Annotated in this window: 18 protein-coding genes; 4 read left to right on the top strand and 14 right to left on the bottom strand. The window is 60.5% G+C overall.

Going from position 1 to position 18,721, the window contains the following annotated elements:
* The first annotated feature begins 107 nt into the window (after positions 1–107).
* The 3 genes from F2P67_RS20800 to lptF all read left to right on the top strand — a co-directional run bounded on the left by F2P67_RS20800 (position 108) and on the right by lptF (position 2,079).
* Positions 108–452, top strand: a complete 345-nt coding sequence (locus F2P67_RS20800; RefSeq protein WP_166223096.1) for a pilin assembly protein — start codon at positions 108–110, stop codon at positions 450–452.
* A 378-nt stretch (positions 453–830) separates the two neighbouring features.
* Positions 831–1,235 carry a DUF4398 domain-containing protein gene (locus tag F2P67_RS20795; protein WP_166223093.1) on the top strand — a complete coding sequence of 135 codons (405 nt, stop codon included), beginning with the start codon at positions 831–833 and terminating at the stop codon, positions 1,233–1,235.
* 55 nt (positions 1,236–1,290) lie between these two features.
* A complete protein-coding gene (lptF, locus tag F2P67_RS20790; protein WP_166223090.1) occupies positions 1,291–2,079 on the top strand; it encodes a lipotoxin F family OmpA-related lipoprotein LptF in 789 nt (262 codons plus the stop codon).
* 273 nt (positions 2,080–2,352) lie between these two features.
* Here the strand turns inward: lptF and F2P67_RS20785 are convergent, their stop codons facing one another.
* The 14 genes from F2P67_RS20785 to F2P67_RS20720 form a co-directional block, all read right to left on the bottom strand.
* Complete coding sequence (locus F2P67_RS20785; RefSeq protein WP_166223087.1) at positions 2,353–2,682, bottom strand: PA3694 family proteiin; 330 nt, start codon at positions 2,680–2,682, stop codon at positions 2,353–2,355.
* On the bottom strand, positions 2,679–3,584 hold the full coding sequence (locus F2P67_RS20780; RefSeq protein ID WP_166223084.1) for an alpha/beta hydrolase: 906 nt from the start codon (positions 3,582–3,584) through the stop codon (positions 2,679–2,681). Before F2P67_RS20780 ends, F2P67_RS20785 begins: the two co-directional genes overlap by 4 nt.
* 31 nt (positions 3,585–3,615) lie before the next feature.
* Entirely contained in the window at positions 3,616–4,893 is a 1,278-nt protein-coding gene (locus F2P67_RS20775) for a flavohemoglobin expression-modulating QEGLA motif protein (RefSeq protein WP_166223081.1), read from the bottom strand.
* 33 nt (positions 4,894–4,926) lie between these two features.
* Complete coding sequence (locus F2P67_RS20770) at positions 4,927–5,481, bottom strand: hypothetical protein (protein ID WP_166223078.1); 555 nt, start codon at positions 5,479–5,481, stop codon at positions 4,927–4,929.
* Between the two features lie 144 nt (positions 5,482–5,625).
* Positions 5,626–6,339, bottom strand: coding sequence for a TetR/AcrR family transcriptional regulator (locus F2P67_RS20765; RefSeq protein ID WP_166223075.1), 714 nt, complete (start codon positions 6,337–6,339; stop codon positions 5,626–5,628).
* A 105-nt stretch (positions 6,340–6,444) separates the two neighbouring features.
* On the bottom strand, positions 6,445–7,947 hold the full coding sequence (gene lysS, locus F2P67_RS20760) for a lysine--tRNA ligase (protein ID WP_166223072.1): 1,503 nt from the start codon (positions 7,945–7,947) through the stop codon (positions 6,445–6,447).
* A gap of 111 nt (positions 7,948–8,058) precedes the next feature.
* A protein-coding gene (prfB, locus tag F2P67_RS20755) for a peptide chain release factor 2 (protein ID WP_166223069.1) occupies positions 8,059–9,154 on the bottom strand; the annotation gives its coding sequence in 2 pieces (ribosomal slippage) (positions 8,059–9,081 and positions 9,083–9,154; 1,095 coding nt in all).
* A 226-nt stretch (positions 9,155–9,380) separates the two neighbouring features.
* Positions 9,381–10,382, bottom strand: coding sequence for a response regulator (locus F2P67_RS20750; RefSeq protein WP_166223067.1), 1,002 nt, complete (start codon positions 10,380–10,382; stop codon positions 9,381–9,383).
* Positions 10,383–10,430: 48 nt separating this feature from the next.
* Complete coding sequence (cheB, locus tag F2P67_RS20745; RefSeq protein WP_166223064.1) at positions 10,431–11,441, bottom strand: chemotaxis response regulator protein-glutamate methylesterase; 1,011 nt, start codon at positions 11,439–11,441, stop codon at positions 10,431–10,433.
* Positions 11,438–13,732, bottom strand: coding sequence for a hybrid sensor histidine kinase/response regulator (locus F2P67_RS20740; RefSeq protein ID WP_166223061.1), 2,295 nt, complete (start codon positions 13,730–13,732; stop codon positions 11,438–11,440). Before F2P67_RS20740 ends, cheB begins: the two co-directional genes overlap by 4 nt.
* Positions 13,729–14,412 carry a chemotaxis protein CheW gene (locus F2P67_RS20735; RefSeq protein WP_166223058.1) on the bottom strand — a complete coding sequence of 228 codons (684 nt, stop codon included), beginning with the start codon at positions 14,410–14,412 and terminating at the stop codon, positions 13,729–13,731. The genes F2P67_RS20740 and F2P67_RS20735 overlap by 4 nt, the downstream gene beginning before the upstream one ends.
* Entirely contained in the window at positions 14,409–15,680 is a 1,272-nt protein-coding gene (locus F2P67_RS20730) for a CheR family methyltransferase (RefSeq protein ID WP_166223055.1), read from the bottom strand. Before F2P67_RS20730 ends, F2P67_RS20735 begins: the two co-directional genes overlap by 4 nt.
* On the bottom strand, positions 15,677–16,213 hold the full coding sequence (locus F2P67_RS20725) for a chemotaxis protein CheW (protein ID WP_166223052.1): 537 nt from the start codon (positions 16,211–16,213) through the stop codon (positions 15,677–15,679). The genes F2P67_RS20730 and F2P67_RS20725 overlap by 4 nt, the downstream gene beginning before the upstream one ends.
* A complete protein-coding gene (locus tag F2P67_RS20720) occupies positions 16,213–17,835 on the bottom strand; it encodes a methyl-accepting chemotaxis protein (protein ID WP_166223049.1) in 1,623 nt (540 codons plus the stop codon). The genes F2P67_RS20725 and F2P67_RS20720 overlap by 1 nt, the downstream gene beginning before the upstream one ends.
* 527 nt (positions 17,836–18,362) lie before the next feature.
* Here F2P67_RS20720 and F2P67_RS20715 point away from each other — a divergent pair.
* The coding region (locus F2P67_RS20715) for an Hcp family type VI secretion system effector (protein WP_166223046.1) at positions 18,363–18,721 on the top strand (359 nt) is incomplete at its 3' end.

The raw sequence follows: 18,721 nt of genomic DNA, 5'->3' as shown, positions 1-18,721 counted from the left end.
TTGCGCACGAAAGCTAGTCTCAACAGTAAGCCGCACAACGGCTTGCCGCCGGCCCCGGCCGGACACTCACCAAGGCCTGCCACCCGCAGGCGCGACATGAGGTTTTTATGAAAATTCGTGAGCTCGCCCAGCATTGGGAAGAAAACGCCAAGGGTCGCCTGACCGACACTGGCTACACGATTCATCTGGATGTCGAAGCCGCTGCGCGGCTGGCGGCGATTGCCGAGATGTACCCCAAACGCCATCCCGAAGAACTGCTCGGCGAACTGATCGGCGCGGCGCTCGAGGAGTTTGAAGCGAGCCTGCCGTATGTGAAGGGCTCGACCGTGGTGGCGACCGATGAGGAAGGTGATCCGCTGTATGAAGACGTCGGGCCTACGCCACGTTTTCTGGCGCTCTCGCGTCGCCATTTGCATGATCTTTCGGCCGTTGAAGGCAAGCAAAAACACTGACACAACCTAGATCAAAACTGTGGGAGCGGGCTTGCTCGCGAATGCGCTGGAACAGTCGACATTGAAGGGGACTGTCACACCGCTTTCGCGAGCAAGCCCGCTCCCACATTGACTGTATTTCCACTTTGAAATTGGCTTGTTGTCTGGCTTTTAAAACCCCGCGCGTACCACTCTAAATCGCCAAAGTTCCCGGTTTAGAGCCTTGTCTATTCGGTCAAAAAAATTTTTGGCGATAGGCCATCTTTTCTGAACTTTTGAAAAATCCCTTCGGTCGGAACCTGTAACCACGCCTGGAACGAGCGTTTCAAAAACGCGCATTCATACGACGCTTACGGCTCCTCGACCAGGATGGATTCAGTTGTTTTCAGGAGATGCCTAATGGAGTTGAAGACCATGAAAAACCAAACCTCTTTCTCACACCTGCGCGGTCTGAAACTGGCCGCTCTGGCCATCGGTACAAGCTTCGTGCTGGCCGGTTGTGCCGGCAACCCGCCGACCGAGCAATACGCCGTGACCCAATCGGCAGTGAACAGCGCTGTCAGCGCCGGTGGTACCGAGTTTGCTGCTGTGGAGATGAAGCAGGCGCAGGACAAATTGAAACAAGCTGAGATCGCCATGCACGACAAGAAGTATGACGACGCCCGTCGCCTGTCCGAACAGGCCGAGTGGGACGCTCGTGTCGCCGAACGCAAGGCTCAGGCCGCTAAAGCCGAACAGGCTGTGAAGGATTCCCAGAAAGGTGTTCAGGAACTGCGTCAGGAAAGTCAGCGCACCGTGCAGTAAGTGCGCATCCCGACCGCAAAGCTGAAACTTTTATTGATAGAAAGGACGACAAATTATGCGTAAGCAATTGATGATCCCCGCTCTCCTGGCTGCAAGCGTTGCCCTGGCTGCCTGCTCCACCCCGCCTAACCCGAATCTGGAACAGGCGCGCACCAACTACGCCGGCCTGCAGGCCAACCCACAGGCGAGCAAAGTCGCAGCGCTGGAAACCAAAGACGCCAGCGATTACCTGGACAAGGCCGACAGGGCTTACCTGGACAAGCAAGACGCGGCCAAGGTCGACCAACTGGCTTACCTGACCAACCAGCGCGTGGAAGTGGCCAAGCAGACCATTGCTCTGCGCACCGCTGAAAACAATCTGAAGAACGCTTCGGCGCAACGTGCCCAGGCGCGTCTGGACGCCCGCGATCAACAGATCAAACAGCTGCAGGACAGCCTCAACGCCAAGCAGACCGACCGCGGTACGCTGGTGACCTTCGGTGACGTGCTGTTCGCCACCAACAAGGCTGACCTGAAGTCCAGCGGTCTGGTGAACATCAACAAACTGGCGCAGTTCCTTCAGGAAAATCCGGATCGCAAAGTGATCGTCGAGGGTTACACCGACAGCACCGGCGCGGCGAACTACAACCAGTCGCTGTCCGAGCGTCGTGCGACTTCGGTACAAGTGGCGCTGATCAAGATGGGCGTAGATCCTTCGCGCATTGTGGTGCAGGGTTACGGCAAGGAATACCCGGTCGCCGATAACGGTAGCGTTTCCGGCCGTGCAATGAACCGTCGCGTGGAAGTGACCATTTCCAACGACAACCAGCCAGTGATGCCACGTTCGGCGGTCAGCTCGAACTAAATCACACGCTGTAACGCAAAAGCCCCGCCTGATTTGATCAGGCGGGGCTTTTTTGTGGGGCTGAAATCGCGGCCCCTCACCCCAGCCCTCTCCCGAGGGAGAGGGAGAGGGAGAGGGAGCCGATTGGGGATGCTCAATAGCTGCATCGACCTGGGAGTGCTTTGCCGAATCCATAATCGACACAATCTTTCAGGTCGGTGTATAGCAAAAGACAACTCGGTCAGTCCCCTCTCCCCCTGGGAGAGGGTTAGGGTGAGGGCTGGTCCTGCAGAATCACTCCTCGAGCTTTTGCGGTGTCTCCTCACCCATGCAGCGCACGGCTTTTTTCTGTGCGTTGATCAGCACGCCGGTCAGGCCTTTCTGTTCGGTATCGAACAACACCAGCACACCATCGATGCACTGCGCCACTTGCGGCGCCGGGTCCAGCGAGACTTTGTAGTCTTCGCCGGGAATGGTCTTGAGCATGGTGAATTCGTTGAGCAGCAACGCATCCTCGGGTTTGGCGAAGTGCAGGTAGCCGTAGTACCACAGGGCGCCGACGGTGCCGAGGATGCTGCAGATACCGGTGATGATCAGCGGGATGGCGTTGCGTTCTTCACTCATTGCGGACTCTCATCTTCAGAATTCGGAGGTTGCGGGTAATTCGGGATTTCGCCGAGGCGGCGCAGGCCGTTGAAATGCTCGGGATCGTCGAGGTAACGCAGCATCACCTGACGCCAGACCGGGTCGCCGAAGGTCTGCACATGGCCGCCACGGGTCAGTTGCAGGACGCGTGGCGGCGGCGCAGCTTGATACAAACGGATGCCGTTGGAAAGCGGCACCAGCGGATCGTCGATGCTGTGGAAAATCAGTTTCGGCACACCCGTGAGTTGCGGCATCGAGTGGATGGCGCTGTCGCCGTCGGGCACCAGCCACGACAGCGGCACCTGAAACGGCCAGGTCAGCCACGAGGTGCTGAGGGCGTATTGGCCGACGCTGCGGTAACTGGCGGGGACGCCATCGAGGACGAACGCCTTGAGCTGTTTCTGCCGTTCGGGATGCTGCGCCAGCCAATGCACGGCCATCGAACCGCCGAGGCTTTGGCCGAGCAGGATCAGCGGTTTACCTTTGACCTCGGGTGCCTGGTCCAGCCAGGCGAATGCGGCGTCGATGTCCTGATAAATCGCCGGCAGGCTCGGTTCGCCTTCGGACAGGCCGTAGCCGCGATAGTCCACCAGCAACACTTGATAGCCGTTTTTCGGTAACCACCAACTGCCGCCAAGGTGCATTGGCAAATTGCCGCCGTTGCCGTGCAGGTGCAGCACCGTGCCCTTGACCTCGACACCGGTTTTGGCCGGCAGCCACCAAGCGTTGAGTTTGAGGCCATCAGCCGTGACCAGCGTAACGGTGCGGTATTCGAGTTTGGCCTTTTCCGGGGTGAAGACCTGACCCGGCTCGGGGTAGAACAATAGAGAACTGCATCCGCCAAGGGTCAGGAGCAGGCAGAAAATACCGAGGATTCTCATCCGGTGAAACCTCGCAAAAATTCGGGTTGGTCTAGAGGATGTTGGAATAGTCCGCCTCGATCCGGTCCAGGCTCAAATGGTTGAGGAAGTTGGAGAAGCACATCCACGCCGACAACGCGTTCATGTCGCGGAACTGATCCGGCAAATATTTCGGCGGCACCACCAGCCCCTCATCCACCAGCTGACGCAGGGTTCGCATGTCTTCCAGTGTGGTCTTGCCGCAGAACAGCAGCGGAATCTGCTCAAGCTTGCCCTTGCGCACGGCCAACTGAATGTAGTTGTAAACCATGATAAAGCCCTTGAGATAGGACAAGTCTTTGGTGAATGGCAGCCCGGTAGGCGTCGATCCACGGAACACTCGACTGGCGTTGCCGTAGCTTTCCGCCATTTCGAAGCCCTGCTCGCGGAAGAACTCGAAGATCTGCAGGAAGTCCGCGCCCTCCTCGACCATGTGAATGGCGCGGGTGCGGTTGGTCAGTTTGCGCAGACGGCTCGGGTAGGAAGCGAAGGTGATGATTTCCATCAGGATCGCCAGGCCCTCCTGAGTCACTGTCGACGAGGGCGGGCCTTTCGACAGGAAGGTGCAGATCGGCTGGTTCAAGCCATTGAGCGTGGTGCCGACATGCACCAGCCCCTCGTGAACCTCCAGGGCGCGCACGTCGCGGTCATTGAACATCGCGTCGGTGCGGATCTTGATGTAGTCGGCGCCTGCTGCGGCGTCGGCAACGATGCCGTCGGACTCGAACACGCGGATGGTTTCCTCGGCCTCGCCGAACACTTTGTTCAAGCGCGTTTGCAGCAAGTGCACAGCGTCCTTGGCGGTGAGAATCTTCGGCTCGTCCTTCAGATCGCCACGACCATCAATGTTGTTGAGGTAGTCGGACATCATCAGGCCGAGGTCGGCCAGGGTCGGGTCGCCGGCGTGAAAGGCGTCGGACGCGGCGCCGTACAGCTCTTGCGAGATCAGGCCGAAATCCTCGGTGCCGCGCGCTTCAAGCATGCGCACGACCATGCGGTATTCCTTGCACATACGCCGCATGATCTGGCCGACCGGGTTGAACTGGCCGAGCTGGCGGGTGATGTCGCGCTCGATGTTCTGGAATTCCAGCTTGACCTTGCTCGAATCGAAGGACAGCGGCCGATTGAGGTAGTAGTCACGATCCACCGCCGGCATTTCCTTGCCCTTGGCCTTGAGGAAGCCCTTGCGGATGTTCTCGTCCCATTTGACCGCGTCGAGGACGCGGATCGGCGTCTGCGCCAGCACAATGCGATCGGACAGCGTGCGTATCGTCTGCTGGTAATCGTCCACCCGAAACTCCTGTTGAAAACGTGACGAACTGAATTATTTGCCGCGCGCCTGGCGCTGGTAACGCACCGCTTCGACGAAGACATCGGAATTGGCCGGATCGTCGAGGTAAGCAAAGACCTTGTCGAGGCGGCTGTCGACTTGCACGCCTTCGCCGTCGTCAGTCTGGAAGGCCTGACCGTCGAGGGCTTGCTGTTTGATGGCCTGATTGACCTGCTCGAGGTCGAGGTTATAGACCACCAGTTCGTGTTTATCGGTGAGTTCGAAACCGGCAATGATGAACTGCCCGCCATACTGCGCCGGCACTTTGGCCGACAGATACCAGCGGCTGCCGTGGCGCGACACGGTGAACGGGTAAGCCTCGCGCTCGCGGGGTCTGACCTTGAAATACGTGACGGCCTGATAGCGGTCGTTGCCCAGGCGTGTCAGTTCAAGGTTCATTGGCTCGCCCCAGGCATTGACGCTCGACCACTTGCCGAGCAGGCCTTTGGGCGCCGGGTCACTGGCGGACAGCGGCTCCTTGAAAGTCACCAGACAGCCACTGAGCAGCAGGAACGACAAGGCGATCAGCACGCCACGCCAGGCTTTCATTCGACACTCCCTTGAACACCTTTTTCTCCGATCGTTCCTACGCTCTGCGTGGGAATGCATACAGTGACGCTCTGCGTCACAGTGGACGCGGAGCGTCCATGGCGGCATTCCCACGCAGAGCGTGGGAACGATCAGGGTCGATAATTACACCGACGCGAGCACCAGGTGCATGTAGCGCGTCAGAATGCCGAGCAAGTCCTGTTCGGCCAATGGCTCGGCGTCGTTGAGCAGGCCCTGATATTCCATCCGTCCGATAATCGCCGTCAACACCTTGGCATCTTGCTGCGGTTCACGCGAGCCCAATACCTGGAACAACTGGCAAGTGCCCTGCAACAGAATCTGCTGATGCGAGCGCACCAGAATCGCCAGACGCGGGTTGAGCAGCGCTTCCTGGCGGAAGGCCTGTTCGGCCATCAGATGCTCGCGACGGTTGAGCAGTTGCCGGTGCACGTAATCGGCCATCAGCCGCGCAATATTATCCGCCAGTTGCGAGCGCGACTCGGGGCTGCCGTCACCGCTGACCACCATGTCACGCAACAGGCCTTCGTTGTTGATCCACAGTTTGGCCATGTAGGCCGCGCTGCGTTCGACGTATTGGGCGAAGGTATCGGTGAGCAGGTCGTCGATGTCCTTGAAGTAATACGTGGTCGCCGACAGCGGCACACCGGCCTCGGCAGCCACGGCGCGGTGGCGCACGGCGCGCACACCGTCACGCACGACAATGCGCATCGCTGCGTCAAGAATGTCCTGTCGCCGCTGCTCACTGCCCTGCCGGCTGGCCTTGCGGCCCTGGTACTGAACACTTTCAGCGACCGCAGTGGCGATACCCGCTGCACCTTCTTGAGCCAATGCACCCATCACGACAGCACTTCCTCTGTTATTCCAAAAGTAACCAATTGATACATTTGTACCAGACAGGCAATAAAAAGCCGCCTGTTTTAGGCGGCTTTTTAACTGAAACGTTTACGCTTGCGGTCGCATGTGCGGGAACAGGATCACATCGCGGATCGACGGCGAGTTGGTCAGCAACATCACCAGACGGTCAATGCCGATACCTTCACCGGCCGTTGGCGGCATGCCGTACTCCAGCGCACGCACGAAGTCGGCGTCGTAGTGCATGGCTTCGTCGTCGCCGGCGTCCTTGTCGGCCACCTGCGCCATGAAACGCTCGGCCTGGTCTTCCGCGTCGTTCAACTCGGAGTAGGCGTTGGCAATTTCACGGCCGCCGATGAACAGCTCGAAGCGGTCGGTGACGTTCGGGTTGTCGTCATTGCGACGAGCCAGCGGCGACACTTCGAACGGGTACTGAGTGATGAAGTGCGGCTGTTCCAGCTTGTGCTCGACCAGCTCTTCGAAAATCATCACCTGCAGCTTGCCCAGACCTTCAAAGCCCAGCACCTTGGCGCCGGCCTTCTTGGCGATGGCGCGCGCCTTGTCGATGTCGTTCAGGTCGTCGGCAGTCAGCTCAGGGTTGTACTTGAGGATCGAGTCGAACACCGAAAGACGTACAAACGGCTCGCCGAAGTGGAACACCTTGTCGCCGTACGGCACGTCGGTGCTGCCCAGAACCAGCTGCGCCAGCTCGCGGAACAGTTCTTCGGTCAGGTCCATGTTGTCTTCGTAGTCGGCGTAAGCCTGGTAGAACTCCAGCATGGTGAATTCAGGGTTGTGACGGGTCGAAACGCCTTCGTTACGGAAGTTGCGGTTGATCTCGAACACTTTTTCGAAGCCACCCACCACCAGACGTTTGAGGTACAGCTCCGGGGCGATACGCAGGAACATTTCCATGTCCAGCGCGTTGTGGTGGGTTTCGAACGGCTTGGCCGCGGCGCCGCCCGGAATGGTCTGCAGCATCGGCGTTTCGACTTCGAGGAAGTCGCGCTTCATCAGGAAGCTGCGGATGTGCGCGATCACTTGCGAACGCACGCGGAACGTCTGGCGCACTTCTTCGTTGACGATCAGGTCAACGTAACGCTGACGGTAACGCTGTTCGGTGTCGGTCAGGCCGTGGTGCTTGTCCGGCAGCGGGCGCAGCGACTTGGTCAGCAGGCGCACTTCGGTCATTTCGACGTACAGGTCGCCCTTGCCGGAACGGGCCAGGGTGCCGACGGCGGCAATGATGTCGCCCATGTCCCAGGTTTTCACCGCGGCCAGGGTGTCTTCGGACAAGGTTTTACGGTTGACGTAGACCTGGATGCGGCCGGTCATGTCCTGAATCACCATGAACGAGCCACGGTTGAGCATGATGCGACCGGCAACCTTGACCGGGATTGCAGCCTCTGCCAGCTCTTCCTTGGTCTTGTCCGCGTATTTCTTCTGCAATTCTTCGCAGTAGTTTTCGCGGCGGAAGTCGTTCGGGAAGGCGTTGCCCTTGGCGCGCTCGGCAGCAAGCTTTTCCTTGCGCAGGGCGATCAGGGAGTTTTCTTCCTGTTGCAGGGCTTGCGGGTCGAGTTGTTGGTCGCTCATGTCTTTAAATTTTCCATCACAGGTTCGTTGCCCCCAGCCTGCGGCTGGGGATCGCGGGCAGGCCCACTCCTACAGGGATCGTGTTGAATCAGCGATCCTGCAGCTTATTTCTTACAGCCCCGATTTCAGGCTGGCTTCCAGGTATTCGTCGATGTCGCCATCGAGCACCTTGTCGCAGTCGCTGCGTTCGATGTTGGTGCGCAGATCCTTGATCCGCGACGCATCGAGCACGTACGAACGGATCTGGTGACCCCAGCCGATATCGGACTTGGTGTCTTCCAGCGCCTGGGACGCCGCGTTGCGTTTCTGCATTTCCTGCTCGTACAACTTGGCCCGCAGCATTTTCATGGCGGTGTCCTTGTTGGCGTGCTGGGAACGTTCGTTCTGGCAGCTGACCACGGTGTTGGTCGGTACGTGAGTGATACGTACGGCCGAGTCGGTGGTGTTTACGTGCTGACCACCGGCACCGGAGGAACGATAGGTGTCGATCCGCAGGTCTGCCGGGTTGATTTCGATTTCCACCTTGTCGTCGATCTCTGGCGAGACGAAAACCGCGGAGAACGAGGTGTGGCGACGGTTGCCGGAGTCGAACGGGCTCTTGCGCACCAGACGGTGCACGCCGATCTCGGTGCGCAGCCAGCCAAAGGCGTATTCGCCCTTGATGTGCACGGTCGCACCCTTGATCCCGGCGACTTCACCGGCGGACAGTTCCATGATGGTCGCGTCGAAACCGCGTTTGTCAGCCCAGCGCAGATACATGCGCAGCAGGATGTTGGCCCAGTCCTGGGCTTCAGTGCCGCCGGAACCGGCCTGGATGTCCAGGTAGGCGTTGTTCGGGTCCATTTCATGGCTGAACATGCGGCGGAATTCGAGCTTGGCGAGGTTTTCCTCGAGACGGGCCAGCTCGGCGACGACATCGCCCACTGCGCCTTCGTCGTTCTCTTCGACGGCCATGTCCAGCAGGTCACGGCAATCGGCCAGACCGCCGTTCAGTTCGTCGAGGGTGTCGACGATCTGCGCCAGCGCTGCGCGCTCGCGGCCCAGCTCTTGGGCGTATTCAGGTTTGTTCCAGACTGCAGGATCTTCAAGCTCGCGATTGACTTCGATCAGACGCTCATGCTTTTGATCGTAGTCAAAGATACCCCCGAATAGTTTCGGAGCGCTCGGACAGGTCCTTGATGGTGTTCAGGATCGGGTTGATTTCCATGACGGGCAGCACTCGTTGGCGAACTTTTGAAAGCCGGCGAGTATAACGTAATCAAGCTGTCACGGCAGCCCGTCTGGCGGCTGTTAAGGCGAATCGCTTGACACTGGCCTGACGCGGATCCCTTGTGGGAGCGGGCTTGCTCGCGAAGGCGTCGTGTCAGGCGACATCAATGCCGACTGTCAGGCCGTTTTCGCGAGCAAGCCCGCTCCCACAGGGGATTGCGAACCTATTCAATACCGACCTGATTACGCCCATTGTTCTTGGCAAGGTACAACCCGCGATCCGCCGCCGAGATCAGCAGCCGGCAATCGCTGCCCGACTGCGGCACCATGGTCGCCAGGCCGATGCTGATGGTCAGGCTCGCCCCTTCACTGGGCGAAATGTGCGGAATTTTCAGCGAAGCCACGGTCTGACGCAGTTTCTCCGCCACCAGTCGCGCACCACCCGGCGAAGTGTTCGGCAGCACCAGCGCAAACTCCTCACCGCCATAACGCGCCGGCAAGTCCGACGGTCGGGCGCTGGCGTCGCGGATCGCCGTAGCGACCTTGCGCAGGGCTTCGTCGCCTTCCACGTGACCGAAGGTGTCGTTGTAGGACTTGAAGTAATCGACGTCGATCATCAACAACGACAACTGGCTCTGGTCGCGCAGTGAACGGCGCCATTCCAATTCCAGGTACTCGTCGAAGTGCCGGCGGTTGGACAGCCCGGTCAGGCCATCGGAGTTCATCAGGCGTTGCAGCACCAGGTTGGTGTCGAGCAACTGCTGCTGGCTGACCCGCAGCGCGCGATACGCCGCGTCGCGCTGCAACAGGGTCATGTAGGAGCGCGAGTGATAACGGATGCGCGCCACCAGTTCGATGGTGTCCGGCAACTTCACCAGATAATCGTTGGCGCCGGCAGAAAACGCCGCGCTCTTGATCAGCGGGTCTTCCTTGGTCGACAGGACAATGATCGGAATGTCCTTGGTGGCCGGATGATTGCGGTATTCGCGCACCAGACTCAGGCCGTCGAGGCCGGGCATGACCAGATCCTGCAGAATCACCGTCGGCTTGATCCGTACCGCCTGGGCAATGGCCTGATGCGGGTCGGAGCAGAAGTGAAAGTCGATGTTTTCTTCATTCGACAGCCCACGACGCACGGCTTCGCCGATCATCGCCTGATCGTCCACCAACAACACCATGGCGGCGTTTTCGTCGGTTTTAATGTCGTCGATCTGTAAGTCATTCATGGGCGGTCACCTGAGTACTGCGGGGGCCAGGATTGCGGATCAATCGGTTCATTTGGGGAAAATCTCCAGCAATCGTGGCGCTATCTTTTCCAGTGGGCGAATTTCTACGGCGGCATCAATCGCTGCAGCAGCCTTGGGCATGCCGTACACCGCACTGCTGTGCTGATCCTGCGCGATGGTCAGATAACCCTGTTGGCGCATGAGCTTAAGCCCTTGCGCCCCGTCGCGTCCCATCCCGGTCAATAAAACCCCGACCGCTTCACCGTTCCAGTAACTGGCGACGCTTTCGAAAAACACGTCGATGGAGGGTCGGTAGATCTCGTTGACCGGTTCGGCGGTGTAGGCCAGCGTGCCGTTTTTCAATAATCGAATGTGGTGATTGGTGCCGGCCAGCAACACCGCGCCGGCCTGCGGCGGTTCTCCCTCCCGCGCCAGACGCACGTCCAGGCCACTGGCGCTGGCCAGCCATTCGGCCATGCCGGCAGCAAACACCTGATCGACATGCTGCACCAGCACAATGGCGGCGGAAAAGTTGCGCGGCAAGCCCTTGAGCAATACTTCCAGCGCTGCCGGGCCTCCAGCAGACGATCCGATTGCCACCAGCCGCTGACACGAGCCGGAACTGCGCTGGGCGGTCGGGGCCGGACGCGAGCGCGGCGCTTTGTCGCCGATCAGCCAGCCGATATTGAGGATTTTGCGCAGCAAGGGCGCGGCGGCTTCCTGCGCATTGCCGGCGCCGAGGGCCGGCGTGTCGACCACGTCCAGCGCGCCGTGGCCCATGGCTTCGAAGACCCGGTGCACGTTCTGCTGGCGGTCGACCGTGACAATGACGATCGCGCACGGGGTTTCGGCCATGATTCGCCGGGTGGCTTCGACGCCATCCATCACCGGCATGATCAAATCCATCAGGATCAGATCCGGGGTATTTTCCGCGCACAGGCGTACTGCTTCGGCACCGTTATAGGCGACCCAGACCACCTGATGCGCCGGCTCGAAGGCCAGCGCCCGGCGCAGAGCCTCCACCGCCATTGGCATGTCGTTGACGATTGCGATCTTCATGCCCGCGCTCCTCCGATGAGCTCGACCACTGCGTCGAGCAGGGCGTCGTCATGAAAACTGGCTTTGGCTAAATAATAGTCGGCGCCGGCATCGAGTCCACGGCGGCGATCTTCTTCACGATCCTTGTACGAAACAACCATCACCGGCAGCGACTGCAGACGGTTGTCGCGGCGCAACAGCGTGACCAGTTCGATGCCGTCCATGCGCGGCATGTCGATGTCGGTGATGAGCAAATCGAAGTCCTCCGAGCGCAACGCGTTCCAGCCGTCCATCCCGTCTACCGCCACCTCGACGTCATAGCCGCGATTGAGCAGCAACTTACGTTGCAGCTCACGCACGGTCAGCGAATCGTCGACCACCAACACACGCTTGCGCGCCGCTTCTGCGACTTGATGGCCGTGGCGGGCGATGCGCTCCAGACGCCCGGTATTAAGCAGTTTGTCCACCGAACGCAGCATGTCCTCGACATCCACGATCAGCACTACTGAACCATCGTCGAGCAAGGCACCGGCAGAGATGTCCTGCACTTTGCCCAGACGCTCGTCGAGTGGCAAGACCACCAGCGTGCGCTCGCCAATGAAACGTTCGACCGCCACGCCGTAGATCGCATCGCGCTCGCGGATCACCACGACCTTGAGGGTTTCGCCAATGTTCTGGCTGGCCGGGCGGTTGAGCAACTGGCTGGCGGCGACCAGGCCGACGTGCTGCCCTTCGTGCCAGAAATGCTGGCGACCTTCGACTTGCACGATGTCTTCCGGCGCCAGGTCACACATGCGCTCGATGTGCGCCAGCGGAAAGGCGTAGGCCTCTTCGCCGACTTCCACCACCAGACTGCGCACCACCGACAACGTCAGCGGCACTTCAAGGTGAAAACGACTGCCCTCGCCCGCCGCTTGCTCCAGCACCACCGCGCCACGCAGTTGCCGAACCATGTGTTGAACGGCATCCAGTCCGACACCTCGCCCGGAGACTTCAGTGACGGTATCGCGCAGGCTGAAACCGGGCAGGAACAGGAAGGTCAGCAGTTCTTCTTCGCTCAACTGCGCGGCGGTTTCCGCCGGAGACAGCTGTCGCTCGATGATGCTGCGGCGAACCTTTTCCAGATCGACGCCGTTGCCGTCGTCGCTCAGTTCCAGCACCAGCAAACCCGCCTGGTGCGATGCACGCAGGCGGATCAGGCCTTCCTCGGGTTTGCCCTTGAGCAAACGCTGCTCCGGGGTTTCGATGCCGTGATCGACGGCGTTGCGCAGCAAATGGGTGAGCGGTGCTTCGAGTTTTTCGAGTACGTCGCGATCGACCTGAGTCTTCTCGCCTTCAATCTCCAGCCGCACCTGTTTGCCGAGGCTGCGCCCCAGATCACGCACCATGCGCACCTGACCGGTGAGCACGTCGGCGAACGGCCGCATGCGACAGGCCAAGGCAGTGTCGTAAAGCACTTGCGCACGTTGGCTGGCCTGCCAGGCGAACTCGTCGAGTTCGGCGTTTTTTTCACTCAGCAATTGCTGGGATTCGGCGAGCAAGCGTCGGGCATCTTCCAACGCCTCCAGCGCCTCAAGGCTCAGGGCATGTTCCTTGAGGTGCACGTTGAGGTTTTCCAGCGCACGCAGCCCGTTGTTCTGCATGCGTTTGAGGCGCTGCATGGTCGCCAGATGCGGTTTCAGGCGCTGGGTTTCCACCAGCGATTTGCTCGACAGGTCGAGCAGGCTGTTGAGGCGTTCGGCAGTGACGCGCAATACCCGCTCGCCACCTTCAGTGGTGCGTTTATTCTTGCGCGGAGCTGGTTCCGAGGTTTCCAGCGGGGGTTCCAGGAGCGGCGCGGGCGCGGGTTCAAGCGGCGCCGGCGCCGGCGCTTGCAGTTGCAGCTCGGCCATCGGCGGCGCAACCAACGTGGCCGGCGGCGCCGACGGGTCGAGCAGCCGCGCCATCAATTCAACATAGGCGTCGATATCGGCGGGCTGCGGAGCGTTGGCCGGGGTCGCGATGCGCATCAGCAAATCGGTGCCCTGCAACAACGCGTCGATGTGTTCAGGGCGCAGCAACAAGCGCCCTTCCTGCGCGCTGACCAGACAATCTTCCATGACGTGGGCAACGCTGACGCCGCTGTCGATGCCGACAATTCGCGCCGCGCCTTTGAGCGAGTGCGCCGCACGCATGCAGGACTCGAGCTGATCGGCCTGGGTTGGATTGCGTTCCAGCGCCAGCAGCCCGGCGCTCAGCACTTGGGTCTGGGCCTCGGCTTCAAGGCTGAACAGCTCGAGCAACGAAGCGTCACGCATTTGCTCGGGGGTCATGTCAGGCTCCGGGTCACGGCGGACAACAGCTGTTCTTCATCCAGCCACCGCAGGCTGCGACCGCGAAATTGCAGCACGCCACGGGTGTATTTGGCGCTGGCCTGCGCGCCGGATTGCGAGGCGGCATCAAGGATTCGCTCATCGATGGCATGAATGCCGTCCACCTCATCCACCGGCACCACGACGGGCCCGCCGTGAGCAGCGATGATCAGCATGCGCGGCATGATTCGCACGCCACTGACAGGTGCGGCGTTGCTGTCCAGATCCAGCAGCTCGACCAGCGACAGACACGCTACCAGCGCACCACGGACATTGGCCACGCCCAGCAAAGCGCGCGAACGCTGGTGCGGCAACGAGTGAATCGCTTGCAACGGCGCCACTTCAACGAGGCTGCGGGTGGCCAGGCCCAACCATTCCTCGCCGAGACGGAACATCAGCAACGAACGGGTTTTCACGTCCGTTTCTACGGCGGTGGCCACCGGATCACGTTCGTCCTGCTGCAGCGCATAGCGGTCAAGCAAACGCGTGGCGGCAGCGGAATACACCGAGCAGTTGCGGCAATGAATGTGTTCTTCAAGCAACGGGCAGGACTTGTCGCCGTGAATGCCGATGCGGTTCCAGCAATCATCGATGGCGCGGGCGTCTTCGTGGGTGACGTTCAAGGTGTCGGACGCGATCATCGTTTGCGCTCACTGTCAGCGGTGCGGCTGCTGCGGGCGGCGCGCTCCTGCAATCGTCTGGCACCCGCCGTGTCGCCCTGGGCCTGCAACAACGCGGCCAGGTGCATCAACGCTTCGGGGTGTTGCGGTTCAAGGTACAAGGCCTTGCGGTAATAACCCTGGGCTTCGAGGGTCAGGCCAGCGACATCGCTGAGCAGGCCAAGCCAATAAAACACTTGCGCCACTGGTTCGTGGCTACGCAAATACTGATCGCACGCAGCGCGGGCCTCGGCGCTTTTGCCTTCGTTGGCCAATGCGGCAATGTTCGCCAGCAACGTTGCCGAGTCCGGGTTGGCACTTGCGCGAGTGGCCGGCAGCGGCGTCACGCCGGCAAACGGTCGGTTGCGTACCGGCGCGGGCGGCGTGCTGCGCAGCGGTTGATTGACCGGCAGCGACACAGGTTTTGGCGTCGGCAGAGGCTCGGGCTGCGCCTCGCTGTGGCGGCTGAACGCGAACGACTGTGGAATGCCGATCGAACGCATGCCCAAGCGACCGAGCAGACTGCCTTCGGCCGGGCCGATGAACAGCACGCCGTCGATATGAGTAAGGCCTTTGAGCACTTCGAAGACTTGCTTCTGCGTCGGTTGATCGAAATAGATCAGCAGGTTGCGGCAAAACACAAAATCGAACGGCGGCTCATTGGCCAGCAGCACCGGATCGAGCACGTTGCCGACTTGCAGACGCACCTGATCGCGCACGTTTTCGTTGACGCGATGGCCGTCCTGCTCCGGGGTGAAATGCCGTTCGCGATAGTCCAGATCCTGGCCGCGAAACGAGTTCTTGCTGTACAGCGCCCGCCGCGCCTTGTCCACCGACAGCGGACTGACGTCCATGCCATCGACCTTGAACTGATGGGGCTTGAGCCCGGCATCCAGCAACGCCATGGCAATCGAATAAGGTTCCTCGCCGGTCGAGCACGGCAGGCTGAGGATGCGCAGCGCACGCATGTTGTTCAGCTCGTTCAGGCGTTTGCGCGCCAGTTTGCCGAGGGTGGCGAAAGATTCCGGGTAACGGAAGAACCAGGTCTCCGGGACGATCACTGCTTCGATCAGCGCCTGCTGCTCATCCCGCGAGCCTTGCAGCAATTGCCAATACTCGTCGGCGTTGGCCGCTTGCGAAAGTGTCGTGCGCTGGCGCACCGCCCGCTCGATGATCGCCGGGCCGACCGAGGTGACATCGAGACCGATGCGTTCCTTGAGGAAGTCAAAAAAGCGCTGGTCGCTGCTCATGGCTGCGCCTCAAGCTGCGCCGGATCCAGCGGCGGAGGGGGGAACAACAAGGCGCGCACGGCGTCGTCGAGCAAATCACTGACCCGCACCCATTGCACCAGCCCCTGCGCATCTTCGCGCACCGGGCCGAGGTACGGCGCCTCGCGATTGTCGAGGCCATAGGGCTGAAAATCCTGCGGGTTGCAGCGCAGAGTATCGGTGGCCTGTTCGAGAATCAGGCCGAGCCATTGCTCCGCCTGGGTTTCGTCCGGGCGATAGTGAACCAGCACCAGTCGGGTGCTGGTGCGCGCCTCGGCGGAGTGACCAAACGTCAGCGCACTGAGGTCGATCACCGGCACCACCGCACCGCGATAGGCAAACACCCCGGCGACCCACTGCGGCGCCCGGGCAATCGGCTTCAACGGCAGACGCGGCAGCACTTCGGCGACTTCAGTCGCGCGCAAGGCGTAGCGTTCACTGCCGATGCGAAACAGCAGGAACAACGCCTGCTTCGCCACCGGTGCGACGTTGCGTTTGGCGATGATTTCGCTCATCAGACTTTGAATCGCGAAACGCCGCTGCGCAGCCCGACGGCCACCTGGCTCAGTTCGTCAATGGCGAAACTGGCCTGACGCAGCGACTCGACGGTCTGGCTGCTGGCATCGCCCAATTGCACCAGCGCGTGGTTGATCTGCTCGGCGCCGGTGGCCTGGGCCTGCATGCCTTCGTTGACCATTAACACCCGTGGGGCCAGCGCCTGCACCTGATGGATGATCTGCGACAGCTGCTCGCCAACCTGCTGCACTTCGGACATGCCACGGCGCACTTCTTCAGAGAACTTGTCCATGCCCATCACGCCGGCGGATACCGCCGACTGGATTTCGCGAACCATCTGTTCGATGTCGTAAGTGGCGACGGCAGTCTGATCCGCCAGACGCCGCACTTCCGTGGCGACCACGGCAAAACCGCGACCATACTCGCCGGCCTTCTCGGCCTCGATGGCGGCGTTGAGCGACAGCAAGTTGGTCTGGTCGGCGACTTTGACGATGGTCACCACCACCTGATTGATGTTGCCGGCCTTCTCGTTGAGGATCGCCAGTTTGGCGTTGACCAGATCCGCCGCGCCCATCACCGAATGCATGGTGTCTTCCATGCGTGCCAAGCCCTGCTGGCCGGAGCCGGCGAGTACCGAAGCCTGATCGGCCGCCGTGGACACTTCGGTCATGGTGCGCACCAGATCCCGCGAAGTAGCGGCAATCTCACGGGAGGTTGCGCCAATCTCGGTGGTAGTCGCCGCTGTTTCAGTGGCGGTGGCTTGCTGTTGTTTGGAGGTGGCGGCGATTTCAGTCACCGATGTGGTCACCTGCACCGAGGAGCGCTGCGCCTGGGACACCAGCGCGGTGAGCTCGGTCATCATGTCGTTGAAGCCGGTTTCCACCGCGCCGAACTCATCTTTGCGCTCAAGGTTCAGGCGCGTGCTGAGGTCACCGGTGCGCATGGTTTCGAGGATCCGCACGATCAGGTTCATCGGCGCCATGATTGCGCGCATCAGCAGCAAGCCACAGCCCGCCGCCGCCAGCACAGCAACCAGCAGGGAAATACCCATGCTGACTTTTGCCGCCGCGACCGCGTCATCGATGTTGTTCATGGCCTCGTCGGCGACGGCTTTGTTCTCGCGGATGATGTCGTTGAGCTTCATGCGGCCGGCCGTCCACGCCGGGGTCAGCTGTTCGTTGAACAGCTTCGCCGCCTCATCGTCCTTGTTGCGCTGATGCAGATCGAGCACCTGCGTTTGAATCTTGTTGTAATTGAGCACGTCCTGCTTGAACACGGCGAACTCGGCCTTGTCCTCATCGGTGGTGACCGTGCTCTGATAGTTGCCCATCTGCTCTTCAAGGCGCGCTTCGAACGATTTGAAGTCCGCCGCATCTTCGGCGGAAATGCCCTCGCCGCGTTTCAGGCCGAGCAATTCCTGGGTCTGCAAATAGCTGTCGACCCACGCGCTACGGATCATCGAGCTGAAATACACGCCTGGCACCGCGTCCTGACGCACGCTTTGCTCACCGGCTTCGATCTTCAACAGGCGCGAATACGAGACGACGACCATCAGCAACATAATGGCGATAATCACCGCAAAGCTCGCCAAAATGCGTTGGCGCAACGTCCAGTTCTTCACAGTGATTCCTCGTGCCTTGGGTCGAAATGCGGGGAGTATAGCCGAGGGCGGTGTTTCATTTATAAGACGCTTTTTAACCCTCGCAGCGCCCCGACGTGTTTGGCGCGGTGCGCTGAGGCTGGACTGTCCATCAATCGGGGGACGGCGTGCCAGTGGGGAAATGGCAAAAAGGGGCGATGGATCGGTCATTTGCTGAAGGACGGTGACCGGCCAATGGCGGCCATGAGCCTTAGTGCGCAAGAAGTTGCGCATATGCTCGTAATATTTCGCCCTCAACTTCTCTGAAGGCCACGCCGCACAAGGCCTGCAGCCAAGTGCGCAAGAAGTTGCGCAGTACTGCGCAACTTCTTGCGCACTTTCACCCTGATTCAGCCGCCGAAACTGTCGGAAATTTGCGCTCAGCGTGGTTTCACCCCCGGCTCCCGGCGACTTCATAAAAGCTGGCACGCTCCTTGATAACCGTCAGGCACCCACCGGGCGATTTCGCCTCCCGGGCACCCTAAATTTATCCGCAAGGAGAGCACCCCATGGCAACACCAGCGTACATGTCGGTTACCGGCGAAAAACAAGGCCTGATCACTGCAGGCGCTTTCACCGCTGACTCCGTCGGCAACACCTATCAGGAAGGCCACGAAGACCAGGTGATGGTTCAGGCTTTCACCCACGACGTGATCATCCCGCGTGACCCGCAATCCGGTCAGCCAACCGGTCAGCGCGTACACAAGCCAGTTGTGATCACCAAGGTCTACGACAAGGCTTCGCCACTGCTGCAAGCAGCACTGACTTCCGGCGAGCGCATGAGCGAAATCGTTATCCAGTGGTACCGCACTTCGGCTCAAGGTACCCAAGAGCACTACTACACCACCAAACTGGAAGACGCGATCAT

Source organism: Pseudomonas atagonensis (assembly GCF_011369485.1).
GTDB classification, from domain to species: Bacteria; Pseudomonadota; Gammaproteobacteria; order Pseudomonadales; family Pseudomonadaceae; genus Aquipseudomonas; species Aquipseudomonas atagonensis.
Note: the sequence above shows the minus strand (reverse complement) of the source record. Positions and strands in the feature narration are given on the sequence as shown.